The following is a 12730-nucleotide window of genomic DNA, read 5'->3' on the forward strand; positions in this document are numbered from 1 at the left end:
GCGCCGGCCCGCGCGGGGCCGCCGGCGCGGCCGGCGTCTCGTCGACCTGCGGGACCGGCTGACTCTGCTCGCTGAGCCGGCGGCGCATGGCCTCCGTGGTCTGCCGGTCGAGCTCGTAGGTGTAGTGCAGCATGCCGCGCGGGCTGTCCCAGGCGAGCACGCCGACGAGCTCGCCGCCGGCGACGTAGCCGGTGACCTTGGAACCGACCGGCACGGACTCGGTCAGCGGCAGGGTGTCCTGGGCGAGCGTGGGGACGCCGGCCCCCTGGATGCGGATGCCGTGCTGCTCGGACCAGAACTTCGGCAGCGGCGTGTACGGCGCGGCCGCGTCCCGGCCGACCAGCAGGCTCTCCGCGGCCGCCCGGCCCATCTCCACGGCGTTCATCCAGTGCTCGACCCGCCGCGGCACGGTGTCGAAGCGCAGGTTCGGCCACCGCGCGGCGTCGCCGGCGACCACCACGTCCTCCACGCCGTGCGCGTGCGTCGTCGGTCCACAGAGGACACCGTTGTCGACGAGCAGCCCGGAGCCGCGCAGCCAGTCGGTCGCGGGCACGCCGCCGACGCAGAGCACCACGCAGTCCGCCACGACGACCTCGCCGGTGGACAGGTGCATGGTCACGCCGCCGGTGGAGTCGGTGTGCCAGTGGGAGATCGTCGCCTCGGTGACCAGCCGCACGCCGTTGGCCTCGTGCAGCGCGGTGACCGTCTCGCTGACGTCGTAGCCCGGCACGTGCCCGAGCATCGCGGACTCGCGGATGATGATCGTGGTGTCCCGGCCCAGCTCACGGGCGGCCGAGGCGACCTCGCCGGCGAGGAACCCGCCGCCGATCAGCGCCACCCGGCCCTTGCCTCGCGCCAGCAGCTTCTGCACGGCCACCGCGTCGGCCACCGTGCGCAGCACCTGGATCCGCGGGTCGTGGCGCGGCGCGCCGGGCAGGTGCGCCGCCTGCATGCCGGTAGCGATGATCAGCCCGTCGTAGTCGATCTCCTCGCCGCCGGGCAGGTAGACGATGTGCTCCTCGGTGTCGAGCCGGCTCGCCCGGGTCTTGGGCCGCCAGATGGCGCCGAGGTCGGAATGTGTCGGCAACAACGCGTCGCGCGGCCGGATCGACCCGGTGAGCACCTGCTTGCTCAGCAACGGCCGGTGGTACGGCCGGTAGGGCTCCTCGCCGATGATCACCAGTTCACCGTCGAAGTCCAGTTCGCGCACACGTTCGGCGGCCCGGAGGCCCGCGCCCCCGGTGCCGACGACGACAATGCGCTCTCCCGCACTCATCGGTAGCTCTCCTCCAAGGTGCTCACGGCTACTCACCCTCCGCGAGCACGATCGCCAGGGTCGGGCACATGCGGACCGCGGCCCGTGCCTCTTCCAGCTGCTCGGGCTCGACGTTGCGCCGGTAGCGCAGCCCGCCGTTCTCCGAGAGCTGGAACAGGGACGGTGCCTCCGCGACGCAGAACCCGTACCGCCGGCAGTGGTCGTTGTTCACGCTGAGCTTGTTGAGCGCCTTCTGGCGCTTGCCGGCCTTCATGGTGCCTCGTCGAACAGGCCGGTGCTGGTCAACGCCCGGGAGGGCATGAACCTCAGCGCGATGACGGTCGCCGTGGGCACCAGGAACGTGATTCCCAGCAGCCACAGCGCGGACAGTGTGCCGTTGTTGTAGGCGCCGACCCAGGCGTGTACCAACCCCAGGCCGAACGCGGCGTAGCCGAACCGGTGGATGCCGAGCCACTGCCGGTAGCTCAGCCATCGCCGGAGGCCGACGACAACGGCGGCGGCCAGCATGCCCTCGAAGGCGAGTATGCCCATCGTGTGGCGTAGCTGGACGCCGCCGTTGAACGGCACGAACACCTCGACGACCGAGTAGAGCTCGGCCCGAAGGAAGAGGAACGAGATCATGTGGCTGAACGCGAACGCCAGCGTCAGCGCGGAGAGCAGCACGTGCCCGGTCCGCAACGCCGGTCGCCCCGCGAGGCGGTTGGCCCACCCCACGGAGACCAACACGCCCCACGTGATCGTCAAGCACATCAGCGCGTAACCCAACCGGCCCGACACCGCGCCGAGCTCGAGCACCCCGGCATCGACGTCGTCGCCGGCCTGACCGGCTACCAGTTGGAGCACCACGCTCATTCCTCCCACTTCGTCTCGGGTCGTCGGTTACGTCACGGCCATCAGCACCTGCGTCCCTGGTTGATGCAGCCAACCACACGGTTCATCAGCTGCTGCGGCATGACGTTGACGAAGTCACCGTGGTCGGTGACCGGGCTGTGCTTCTCGTCGGGGAAGGCGTCCAGAACGAACAGCGAACCGCGCGGCACGTTGTAGGTCAACCGCATCTGCAGCGCCGGCACGGCCTTCGTGCCCGCCGCACAACGTCCCCGCTCGTCCGGGAACTTGATGTGGTCGCGGTGGTTGGTGCTGTCGATGTTCTGGCCGTCCCAGCAGCTCGGGAAGTCCAGGATCCGCATCAGGCTGCTGCCCCGCGGGCAGAGCGGGTACTTGGTCGTGACCCGGTCGGTGAACCCGGAGCACGTCCACTTCGCGTTGGCGTTGGCCGGACCCTTCGTGAAGGCCTTGGCGTCACCGGTGATGACCCGGATGAACTGAGGCATCGCGGTGACCCTGCCGGTGGCGCTGCCGCGGAACACCAGCTGCGCCCGTGCGGGCTGCGCGATCGTGCCGACGTTGTGCGGGTTCTCCTGGTCGACGACTTCTTCCTCGCCCGCGGCCGCGCGGAAGCGGACCACCGGCCAGTAGTACGTCGACAGGTCGCCGCGCCGGCACGTGGTGTCGGCCTGGAGGAGGTTCTCGTTGGTGGAGTTGGCGTCCGCGCTCGTGTTGCCCACGTAGTCGTGCGTGTGCTGGGCACCGTTGCGCACACCCGGAGCGACGATGAAGTTGTCCGGGTTGTGGTGCTTGTCCTCGTTCTGCCCGCACAACGCGGTGAAAGTGCCGCGCGAGGCGCCACGCTGGGCGCGGGGCGTCAGGTTGGACCGCGGGACCCGACGGATGTCGATGAAGTCGGTCGCGAACGGGCCGAGGTTGGCGGCGCACTCGTCGGCGCCGAACTCCTGCATCGCGGCGGAGTCGGGCACCTCGGGAGCCTGCGCGGGAGGTGCGGCGCCGGCCTCGTCCGGGGCTTCCCCGGTGGGCTGGGCGGCCGCGGGGGCGGTCTGCCCCTCGGCCTCGGGGGCGGGGTTCTCAGCGCTGGGGGTGCCCGGGTCCGCGGGCGGCTGCTCAGCTGGCGGCTGCTCGGCCGGCGGTTGCTCGGCGGGCGGCGGTTCGGCGGGGGGTTGTTCGGCGGGGGGCTGCTCCGACTCCGCTGGGGGGGCGGTCTCCGCGGGGGCGGAGGTGTCGGCGGGGGGAACGGTCTCCGTGGGGGCGGAGGTCTCCGTCGGTGGAGCGGGCGGTGCCACGGGGAGGCACTGCGTGGGTGCGGCCGTGTTCCGCGCGGAGGCGATACCCATGATGCCCACGGTGACCGTGGTCCCGATGATCGCCACCGCGGTCACACCTGCGACCGCGAGCCGCCGCTTGGTGCGGCGGGGTAACTCATGTCTCGGCATTGCATCCTCGGTTTTCTTTTGTCGATCCCTGTATTCGCTCGGTCGGGGTGAGCGAAGTCTGTGGTGAAGCTGTGGTTGGCCACGCCGCGGGCGGAATCAGGTCCGCGGTGGTGGTTTGCGGTGGTGGCGCCGATGCCGGCGGCGAGAGACTCGCCGCCGGCATCGGATGCCAAGCAGGACTTAGCCCTGCGTTCCACTGTTGATGGTGTCGACGACCTGCTGCATCTGCTCTTCGTTCATCACGTTCACGAAGTCGTTGTGATCCGTGATCGGGTTGTGCAGCTCGTCCGGGAACGAGTCCACGGCGAACGACTGGCCCGGCGGGATGTCGTACGACGTGGTGATCTGCAGCTCCGGCACCGCCACCGTGCCATCCGGGCACGCACCGGTCTGCTCGTCCTTGAAGACGATGTGGTCGCGGTGGTTGGCGCTGTCGATGTTCTGGCCGTCCCAGCAGCTCGGGAAGTTCGAGATGCGGACCGTCTGGCTACCCTCTGGGCACAGCGGGTACTTGTCGGTCGCGACCCGGTCTTCCTGGCCCGAGCACGTCCACTTGGCGTTGGCGTTCGCGCTGGGGGCGTTCTCCACGAAGGCCTTCGCGTCACCGGTGAGCACGCGGAGGAACTGCGGCATCGCCACGACCTCGCTCTGCTCGTTGCCCTTGAAGACGATCTGCGCGGAGGCCGCTTCGATGGGCTCGCCGATGTTGTGCGGGTTCGCCTCGTCCAAGGCCTGGTCCTGAGCAGCGTCAGCGTTGCGCAGGCGGATGAGCGGCCAGAAGTAGGTCGACTCGTCACCGTCGGCGCAGCTGGTGCCGGCACCCGGCAGGTTCTGCTCGTTGGAGTTGGCGTTGGAGTTCAGGTTGCCCACCTGGTGGTGCTGGTGCTGGGCACCGTTGACCACACCCGGAGCGGCGATGAAGTTGTCCGAGTTGATGAAGCCGTTGTTGACACCGCAGTCCTTGGTGACGGTGCCGGTGGAGGCGTTCTCGCCGGCCTCGGGAACCACGACGGCACCCGGCTCGACGTTGGCGATGTCGACGAAGTCCTCATCGAACGGCCCGACGCAGTTCGGGTCGATCTCCTCGGCAGGCGGCTCCTCCTCAGCAGGAGGCTCCTCAGCCGGAGGCTCCTCGGCAGGCGGCTCCTCCTCAGCCGGCGGCTCCTCGGCCGGAGGCTCCTCAGCAGGAGGCTCCTCAACCGGAGGCTCCTCAGCCGGAGGCTCCTCAGCCGGAGGCTCCTCAGCCGGAGGCTCCTCAGCCGGAGGCTCCTCAGCCGGAGGCTCCTCGGCCGGAGGCTCTTGCTCCTCCTGGCCACCGGAAGCCGGGTTGTCGGGGTGCGCGGCCTGCGGGGCGGTCACGCCGTAGGTCTGCGCGGGAAGGTTCTCCTCACCCTCCTGCGGAGGAGCCTGCTCCTCGCCCTCCTGCGGCGGGGCCTGCTCGTCACCTTCCTGCGGCGGGGCCTGCTCGTCGCCTTCCTGCGGCGGAGCCTCCTCCTCCGGCGGAGCCTGCTCCTCGCCGCCTTCCTCCGGCGGGGCCTCTTCCTCCGGCGGGGCCTCTTCCTCCGGCGGAGCCTCTTCCTCCGGCGGGGCTTCGACCTGGCAATCCGCGGCACTGACGGCGGTCTGGTTCCCGTCCTCGCCAGCGGAGGCAATGCCCATAACGCCGACGGTTACCGAGCCGCCGATAAGCGCCGCCGCGGCGATGGCCGCGATCGTCAGGCGCTTCCGTGCGTGACGCGGTATCTGGTGTCGTGACATGACTTCCTCGCTGTAGTCGGCTTGCTTACTGCTCGTTCAGCTCGAGCCCTGCTGGCACAACACTTGGAGCACGCAGGTCGCCACCGTCTCCCGCACCCTTGTGCTGGGAACTGGTAATCGACGTGGCCGGCGGTAGTGGTGCCACCGCCGAAATCGCGGACGGACGTTCAGATGTCGGTGGAGCCTGTCGATCGATGGCGGCGGCGGCCGCCAGACCGGAGCCCCGGCTCACACCGAGCTTGTTGTCCCCGACTAGGTGCAGAAGCCGCGCGTCGAAGTCGCGCGGCGCCTGTGTGCTGCCAAACGCCGGCGGCGTGGGATGTGTCGCCGCCGGCGCCAGTTGGCCTGCTGTATCCAGTGGTAATGCGGCTACTGCCGGTGCCCACGCGCTCCCCATGGTCGCGGCGGCGACCGGGGAGTGGAGCTCCAGCAGGGCCGCGATTCGCATGTGGTTTCCTTTCTGCGCAAGGAGATTCCTGATGACGTCAGCACGTGCAGTCACCAGCTCATACGGAGAGGCCGTAGTCACGGTTCAATCACGGCCAACTCGCTGGTGTGATCTAAGTCACTTTTGACGAACTCCACATGTCGGGTTCAAGATGTGTCCCCATGAGCCGGCGTTCTAGCTCCAGACGGGGCGCCGCCGGCACGGGAAGCGTCTTGGACGGATCCGGGGATGGTTTCTTGGACAAGGACGAGGCGTTGGTCAGGATGATCCATCGCGACTTCGGTGGGCCACTGTTCGGTCACGTCTTGCGACTGACCGGTAACGACCGCCAGTGGGCCGAGGACGTCGTTCAGGAGACCCTGGTCCGTGCCTGGCGGAATGCAGATCGACTCGACCGCGAGCCGGGAATGTTGCGTGCGTGGCTGTACACGGTCGCGCGCCGCATCGTGATCGACGGGCGGCGGAGTCTGAGCGCGCGTCCACGTGAGGTGGATGTCGCGCCGCTGGCGCTCGTTCCGGTCCCAGACCGGTCCGAGCAGGCGCTCTCGGCGATGGTCGTCGCCGACGCGTTGCGGGGCCTGCGGGCCGAACATCGGGAGGCGCTGGAGGAGACATATCTTCGAGACCGGACCGTAAACGAGGCGGCGAACGTCCTCGGGGTCCCACCAGGTACCGTCAAGTCAAGGGTGTTCTACGCACTCCGCGCCTTGCGTCGTGCGTTGCGGGACGGGGAGGGATAATGCCCACACCCGACCACATCGACGTCGGCGCTTACGTGCTCGGCATCCTCGATCCGCCCGAGCAGGCGGCCTTCGCGAAACACTTTGCCAACTGCCCGCGCTGCCGCGCGGAGTATCGCGAGCTCGCCGACCTGCCTCGCCTACTAGAACAGATCAAGCCGGAGATCGAACCGGCGGCCAGCGTCCAGGCACTGGACGGCGCGCTCGCCGAGATAACCGCTACCCGCAAGGGAAGACGCCGCAACCTGTGGCTCGCCGCCGCCGCGGCCGGAGTGGTTCTCGTGAGCCTTCCGATCGTGGTGCTTCGGTCCACAGGGGACGGTTCGCCCTCGTCGGTGGCCGACTCCACGGTGACCGTCTCCGCGTCCGCGGAGCCGAAGACCAGTGAGTCGACCGCCGTCGCCGGCGCACGCACGTTGACCGGGACCGACCGAGGAACGGGCGCCACCGCGATCCTTACGGTGGACGGCGATTCGAGCTCCACTACTGTCGATTTGCAACTCTTCGCCGTCCCGGGGCCGGCGAAGGGTGAACTGATCGTCGTCACCCGCAACGGTCACCGCGAAGAGGTGACCCCGTGGGAGATGGGCGTGGACGAACCAAGTGCCAAGGAACGCGGCACTGTCGACATCCCGATCCTCGAGATCGTCGGGTTCGAGCTGCGCCAGGACGACGGCCCGGTCAAGATCGATATCACGACCTGAGGCCGGGCACGCGCACGGCCCACCGTGGATGGACGGTGGGTCCTGTTCGCGTGTCCGGACTCGGTTCGTCCGTGACCGGTTCGCCCTGGTCAGCGCAGCTGCGGGGCCACCGCCGAGGCGATCAGCTCCAGGTGGTCCAGGTCGTCGAGGTCGAGGATCTGCAGATAGGACCGCGTCGCGCCGGCCTCGGCGTAGCGGCCCAGCGTGTCGACGACCTCCGCCGGAGTGCCGGCCGCGCTGTTCTGCTTGAGCTCCGCCACGTCCCGGCCGATCGCCGCCGCCCGCCGCGTCACCGCCGCATCGTCGGCGCCCACGACCGTCGTGATCGCGTGGGAGAGCACCATCTCGCCCGCGTCGCGACCCTGCGCCACGACCGCCGCACGCACCCGGCCGAACTGCTCTCCACTGTCCACAGCGGACCTAAACGGTGCGTTGAACTCGTTGGCGTACTTGGCAGCTAGCTCCGGAGTCCTCTTCGGACCCATACCACCGACGATCACCGGCAGCGGCGACTGCGCCGGCTTGGGCAGGGCGGGCGAGTCCTTCAGCGTGTAGTACCGGCCCTCGTGCGAGTACCGCGAGCCGACCGGCGTCGACCACAGCCCGGTGACGATCTCCAGCTGCTCGGCGAGCCGGGCGTGCCGCTGCGCCGGGAACGGGATGCCGTAGGCGGCGTGCTCGGCACCGAACCAGGCCGCACCGAGCCCGAGCTCGACGCGCCCGCCGGACATCTGGTCGACCTGCGCGACCTGGATCGCGAGCGGGCCGGGCAGGCGGAACGTCCCGGCGGTCACCATCGTGCCCAGCCGGATCGTGCTGGTCTCGCGCGCCATGCCGGCGAGCGTCACCCACGCGTCGGTCGGCCCGGGCAGGCCGTCGCCGCTCATGGTCAGGTAGTGGTCGGAGCGGAAGAACCCGCCGAAGCCGAGCTCCTCGGCCGCCTTCGCCAGCCGCAGCTGCGTGTCGTAGCTCGCCCCCTGCTGGGGCTCGATCATGATGCGCAGATCCATGCCGCCAGCTCACCACACGGCGATCAGGCGGCCTTCCTCGGCCAGCTCATCCGCACCGTCGTGCCGTACTCGCCGCGGACCACCTCGCTGTCGTCGGACAGCCGGCGGATCAGGTCGAGCCCCCGGCCCCCGGGCCGCTCTGCACCCGGCCCGTCGGACTCCTCGTCGGACTCCGGGTCGGGCTCCGCGCCGGCCTCCGTGCCAACCTCCGCGTCGTCCCACGTGCCGCGGTCGGCGACCGTGACGACGACCGCGCCGGGGTCGAGCCGGGCGTGTAGCTCCAGGGGTCCCACCGTGCCATGGGGGTACGCGTGGACGACCGTGTTGGCCATCGCCTCGTAGCTCGCCAAGCCGATGTCGTACGTGGTGTCCGAGGGAATCCCCTCGTTGCGGGCCCACTCGATGAGTTGACGCCGCAAGCGCGCCGCCAGCTGCGGCGACGCCGGTCCGTGGTGGTGCAGCGAGGCGGCGGCCGTGTCACGGTGCTTGCCCTTACTCATCAGCACCTGCCTCCCGCCTGTGGAAACGTTGGGCAAAGTTCGAGTACCCGAAAGAACGGTAGACAACCACTGCGGCTGACCTGGGAAAACAGCCAACCGAAAAATCTTGGAAAAAGTTGCACGGAGTATGCATATGCTCACACGATCGTGGGTATCCGTCTGTCATGGGCGATCTGGACAACACCACCCCCGACGTGACCGGCCCCTCGCGCGGCTCGCTCGTCACGTTCCTCCTGCAGGACCACGACGGTGAGCGCTTCCGCATCGGCGAGGTCGTCGGGCCACTCGAGTCGGACCCGGTCACGGGTGACGTCTGGGTCGGCGTGCGCACTTCGCACCGTGCCCTCCACCAAGCGATACACCTCGTCGCAACGACCTCGATCGTGCACGTCACGCCGCCCAGCGCGCGGCGCGGCGCGGCCTGAGTCGTCCGGCCCCGGTAAGGGACACCGCCCGGCGGCAGGGGTCGGGTGGTGTCCCTCCTTCCGGGGCTAGGCAAGGCTTTCGAAGTAGCGCCGCGCGGACTTGACGCCGCCGCCGCTGCCGAGCGCGACCATCAGCGCCAGCCGCGCCTTCTGCGCGCTCAGCCCGCACGCGCCGATCGCCCCCAACCGCTCGGTCATCCCGATGCCGGTGGTGTGCGCGCGGGACGCGACGACCACCGGAATGTTCATCTGGGAAAGCTCCATGATCGCGCCGAACAGCTCCACCGGGACGTTGCCGGCGCCCGTGCCCTCCAGCACGACGCCCTGCGCGCCCAGGTCGGTCACCGTCGTCAGCAGGGACGGCGGCATGTCGGGGTAGGTCTTGATCAGCGCCACGTCGGACTCCACCTCGGAGCCGGCGGCCGGCGGGCGCGGCGGCGGGGTCGACGTCAGCCGGACCCGGCCCTCGACCACCCGGCCCAGCATCGGCTGCGGGGCCGACGTGACGCGGTCCGCCCGCGTGTCGACCATCGCCGCGTAGCGGGCCGCGTGCAGCTCTCCGGCCAGGCACACGACCGCGCCCGCGCCGCGCACGGCCGGGTCCGCGGCGGTGGCGAGGGCGGCCGCGAGGTTGGCCGGACCGTCCGGCGACGCGGCCGCCAACGAGTGGAACGCGCCGGTGAACACGATGCCGCCGCGGGCCGGGCCGGCCAGCAGGTCGGCCAGGAACGCGGTTTCCTCGAGGGAGTCCACGCCGTGGGTGACCACCACGCCGGCGAACTCGTCGTCGGCGAGTGCGGTGCGCACCCGGCGGGCCAGCGCGAGCTGCGTCGTGGTCGACGTGTCCCAGGACGGTTCGGCGAGCATGTCCTCCACCACGACCCGCGCGGGCGGCGGCCCGGCCAGCTCGAGCAGGTCGCGGCCGGACGCCACGGACGAGGTGCGATGGGCGATGGTGTCGCCGGTCGCGACCAGCAGCAGGGTCATCCGCTAGAACAGCTCGTCCCAGCGCCCGTTGCGGCACACGAGTGGCTCGTACCGCCGGGTGAGGGAGATCGCCCCAGGTCGAGGGCACGGCCGCCCCGGCCGCGCGAACCGGGGCTCCCGGCCCGGGCGGGTGCCGGCGGTCGGTTTCGGCTTGGTCTTCGGTGCGATCACGGCGGTCTCGGTCCCGACGGCCGGCGCCGCGAGGGACACCGGCGGCGCCTCGGCCGGTCGAGGCGGCGCCTCCGCCGAACCCGACCCGGACCCGCCGGCGTCGGTGATCGTCGGCACCGCCGGGTTGGTCACGGCGACCTGCTCGTCGCCACCGCCGCCGGACAGCAGCAGGGATCCGACGACCACGCCCGCGACGACGAGGCCCGCGGCTGACTTGACCACGAGCGGGAAACGGTCCCGCTCCGTGGTCGCCGTCGGGTTCTCCGGCATGCCGTCAACTCCGTGGGTCGGTCGACGAAGGACGGCTCTCAACGTAACCGGATCGTCAACCGCCCCGCTGAACGGCGGTTCAGGCCGGGCGGCGCGTCTCGAGGTTCAGCAGCCGATTCGGCGTCGGCCACCGCACGTCGTGCGCCCAGCCGAACTTCTCGAGGATCCAGATCAGCCGCGCGGAGATGTCGATCTGCCCGCGCCGGACGCCGTGCCGTGCGCACGTGGGGTCGGCGTGGTGCAGGTTGTGCCACGACTCCCCCATCGAGACGATCGCGAGCGGCCAGAAGTTCGCCGACCGGTCCCGCGCGGCGAACGGGCGGCTGCCGATCATGTGGCAGATCGAGTTCACCGACCACGTGACGTGGTGCAGGAACGACACCCGCACGAGGCCCGCCCAGAAGAAGGCGGTGACGGCGCCCCACCACGACCACGTGACCAGCCCGCCGATGACGGCCGGTGCGAGCAGCGTGACCGCGGTCCACAGGCCGAACTGGCGGTGCACCCGCACGATGTCCTTGTCCGCCAACAGGTCCGGCGCGAACCGCTCGGCGTTGGTGAGATTGCGGTCGAACAGCCAGCCCATGTGCGCGTGCCAGAAACCCTTGACGAGCGCGATCGGGCCGGTACCGAACGCCCACGGCGAGTGGGGGTCGCCGTCGCGGTCGGAGAACGCGTGGTGGCGGCGGTGGTCGGCGACCCAGTGCGTGATCGGGCCCTGCAGCGCCATGCTGCCGACGATCGCGAGCGCCACCCGCACCGGCCGCGGCGCCTTGAACGCGCGGTGGGTGAAGTAGCGGTGGAAGCCGACGGTCACGCCGAGGCAGGTGACCGTGTAGAACACGGCGGCGAGCACGATGTCGAGCCAGCCGAGCCCCCAGCCCCAGGTCAGCGGGACCGCCGCGAGCAGGGCGAGGAAGGGCCCGACGATGAACAGGTAGGTGCCGATCTGCGGCACCAGCCCGCGCTGCTCGCCGTGCAGCGCACGCATCTGGCTCGTTGACCTCGTAGAACTCACTGACTCCGCAGATTCCGCCGCTAGCGTCATGCCTGTCACCCCGACTTCCGTCCAGCTGGACTGTCGAGGTAGAGCAAAGCAGGTCCGCTCGCCGCGATGCCACCCTGTCCGGGCAAATGGGACGCCACCGTGCCGTGAACTTCGATTACCCCCGACCTGCCGGACCGTTCATCCCGCGTTCAGTGGCCTCCCCGACGACGTCCAGGCTCAGCGACAGCCGGCGCCCGATGATCCCACGACCAGCGGTGATGCCGAACTCGTACCGGTCGACCCGGGCGGCCGCACGCAGTCGCAGGCCCGACTCTGCCGGGGAGAGCGACAACACGCGCAGGGACAGCGGTCGCGCCAGCCCACGCACGGTGAGGGTGCCTTCCAGCACCCAGTCGTCGCCGGAGCGGGACAGCCCCGTCGACGCGAACACGATGTCCGGGTGTCGGACGGCGTCCAGGTAGGCCGCCGACCGGACCTGGGTGTCGCGGGCGGACGTCCCGGTGTGGAAGCTCTCCGAGGCGACGGTCGCCTCGGCCGTCGAGCGCTCCGGCAGGTCGGCGACCTGGATGTGGCCCGACCGCAGGCGGAACGTCCCGCGGACCGGCGCCAGGCCGAACAGGTGCCGGGTGCTGAACGTGATCGTCGAGCGGGTCGGGTCGATGCGGTAGCCGCCGGCAGCGGGGATCGTCACCGGCTCGGTCGTCTTGCTGGTCGTTGCGCTGGTCCTTGTGCTGGTCATCGGGTTCCTTCCGGGTCGGCCGGGCGCTGGGCGGCGCCGGCGATGTGTGGGATCCGAGTGCCGAACGGGCCGGGGCGGGTGTAGGAGTGCAGCTCCACGACGTCCAAGCCGGATCGTTCGAGGGCGGGCAGCGTGTCCCGGTCAGGCGCGCAGCGGGAGCCGAGCGCCCGGCCCGCGAGCGCCGCGGCGTGCTGGGCGCGGCGCAGCCAGGTGCCGGCCGGCGCGGCGACGTGCTCGGCGAACACGAACCGGCCACCCGGGCGCAGCACCCGCAGCAGTTCGGCGAGCACGGCGCGCTGGTCGGCCACCGAGCACAGCACGAACGTCGCGACGGCCGCGTCCACGCTCGCGTCGGGCAGGTCCAGGTGCTCGGCGCGGCCGGGCAGCAGGCGGACCGGCCGGCCG

Annotated in this window: 15 protein-coding genes; 3 read left to right on the top strand and 12 right to left on the bottom strand. The window is 70.5% G+C overall.

What is annotated here, in order from left to right; translation table 11 throughout:
* The 5 genes from ACRDSK_RS25765 to ACRDSK_RS25785 all read right to left on the bottom strand — a co-directional run.
* On the bottom strand, positions 1–1276 hold a 1276-nt coding region (locus tag ACRDSK_RS25765; RefSeq protein ID WP_431443847.1), incomplete at its 3' end, for an NAD(P)/FAD-dependent oxidoreductase.
* Between the two features lie 28 nt (positions 1277–1304).
* Positions 1305–1529 carry a ferredoxin gene (locus ACRDSK_RS25770; RefSeq protein WP_431443848.1) on the bottom strand — a complete coding sequence of 75 codons (225 nt, stop codon included), beginning with the start codon at positions 1527–1529 and terminating at the stop codon, positions 1305–1307.
* Positions 1526–2122 (bottom strand): ferric reductase-like transmembrane domain-containing protein, encoded by a 597-nt coding sequence (locus tag ACRDSK_RS25775; protein WP_431443849.1) that lies wholly within the window; start codon positions 2120–2122, stop codon positions 1526–1528. Before ACRDSK_RS25775 ends, ACRDSK_RS25770 begins: the two co-directional genes overlap by 4 nt.
* Positions 2123–2169: 47 nt before the next feature.
* A complete protein-coding gene (locus ACRDSK_RS25780; RefSeq protein WP_431443851.1) occupies positions 2170–3564 on the bottom strand; it encodes a DUF1996 domain-containing protein in 1395 nt (464 codons plus the stop codon).
* 180 nt (positions 3565–3744) lie between these two features.
* Positions 3745–5322, bottom strand: a complete 1578-nt coding sequence (locus ACRDSK_RS25785; protein WP_431443853.1) for a DUF1996 domain-containing protein — start codon at positions 5320–5322, stop codon at positions 3745–3747.
* A gap of 609 nt (positions 5323–5931) precedes the next feature.
* On the opposite strand from ACRDSK_RS25785, the gene ACRDSK_RS25790 reads away from it, so the two are divergent.
* Together ACRDSK_RS25790 and ACRDSK_RS25795 are read left to right on the top strand one after the other, a co-directional pair.
* Positions 5932–6510: a sigma-70 family RNA polymerase sigma factor gene (locus tag ACRDSK_RS25790; RefSeq protein WP_431443855.1), complete on the top strand. Its 579-nt coding sequence runs from the start codon at positions 5932–5934 to the stop codon at positions 6508–6510.
* A gap of 35 nt (positions 6511–6545) precedes the next feature.
* Positions 6546–7214, top strand: coding sequence for a hypothetical protein (locus tag ACRDSK_RS25795; protein ID WP_431443856.1), 669 nt, complete (start codon positions 6546–6548; stop codon positions 7212–7214).
* Positions 7215–7303: 89 nt separating this feature from the next.
* Here the strand turns inward: ACRDSK_RS25795 and ACRDSK_RS25800 are convergent, their stop codons facing one another.
* On the bottom strand, positions 7304–8224 hold the full coding sequence (locus tag ACRDSK_RS25800; protein ID WP_431443857.1) for an LLM class F420-dependent oxidoreductase: 921 nt from the start codon (positions 8222–8224) through the stop codon (positions 7304–7306).
* A gap of 23 nt (positions 8225–8247) precedes the next feature.
* A complete protein-coding gene (locus ACRDSK_RS25805) occupies positions 8248–8724 on the bottom strand; it encodes an ATP-binding protein (protein ID WP_431443858.1) in 477 nt (158 codons plus the stop codon).
* Between the two features lie 164 nt (positions 8725–8888).
* Between ACRDSK_RS25805 and ACRDSK_RS25810 the strand changes: the two genes are divergently transcribed.
* Complete coding sequence (locus ACRDSK_RS25810) at positions 8889–9149, top strand: hypothetical protein (RefSeq protein WP_431443859.1); 261 nt, start codon at positions 8889–8891, stop codon at positions 9147–9149.
* 66 nt (positions 9150–9215) lie between these two features.
* On the opposite strand, the gene ACRDSK_RS25815 is transcribed toward ACRDSK_RS25810, so the two are convergent.
* The 5 genes from ACRDSK_RS25815 to ACRDSK_RS25835 all read right to left on the bottom strand — a co-directional run.
* On the bottom strand, positions 9216–10136 hold the full coding sequence (locus ACRDSK_RS25815) for an asparaginase domain-containing protein (RefSeq protein ID WP_431443860.1): 921 nt from the start codon (positions 10134–10136) through the stop codon (positions 9216–9218).
* Between the two features lie 3 nt (positions 10137–10139).
* Positions 10140–10577: a hypothetical protein gene (locus ACRDSK_RS25820; protein WP_431443862.1), complete on the bottom strand. Its 438-nt coding sequence runs from the start codon at positions 10575–10577 to the stop codon at positions 10140–10142.
* A 79-nt stretch (positions 10578–10656) separates the two neighbouring features.
* Positions 10657–11568 carry an acyl-CoA desaturase gene (locus tag ACRDSK_RS25825; RefSeq protein ID WP_431443863.1) on the bottom strand — a complete coding sequence of 304 codons (912 nt, stop codon included), beginning with the start codon at positions 11566–11568 and terminating at the stop codon, positions 10657–10659.
* Between the two features lie 172 nt (positions 11569–11740).
* Positions 11741–12325: a YceI family protein gene (locus ACRDSK_RS25830; protein WP_431443864.1), complete on the bottom strand. Its 585-nt coding sequence runs from the start codon at positions 12323–12325 to the stop codon at positions 11741–11743.
* Positions 12322–12730, bottom strand: a 409-nt coding sequence (locus tag ACRDSK_RS25835) for a class I SAM-dependent methyltransferase (protein ID WP_431443866.1), incomplete at its 5' end; no start/stop codon positions are given. The genes ACRDSK_RS25830 and ACRDSK_RS25835, both read right to left, overlap by 4 nt.

The organism is Actinophytocola sp., assembly GCF_050699915.1.
GTDB lineage: Bacteria > Actinomycetota > Actinomycetes > Mycobacteriales > Pseudonocardiaceae > Actinophytocola.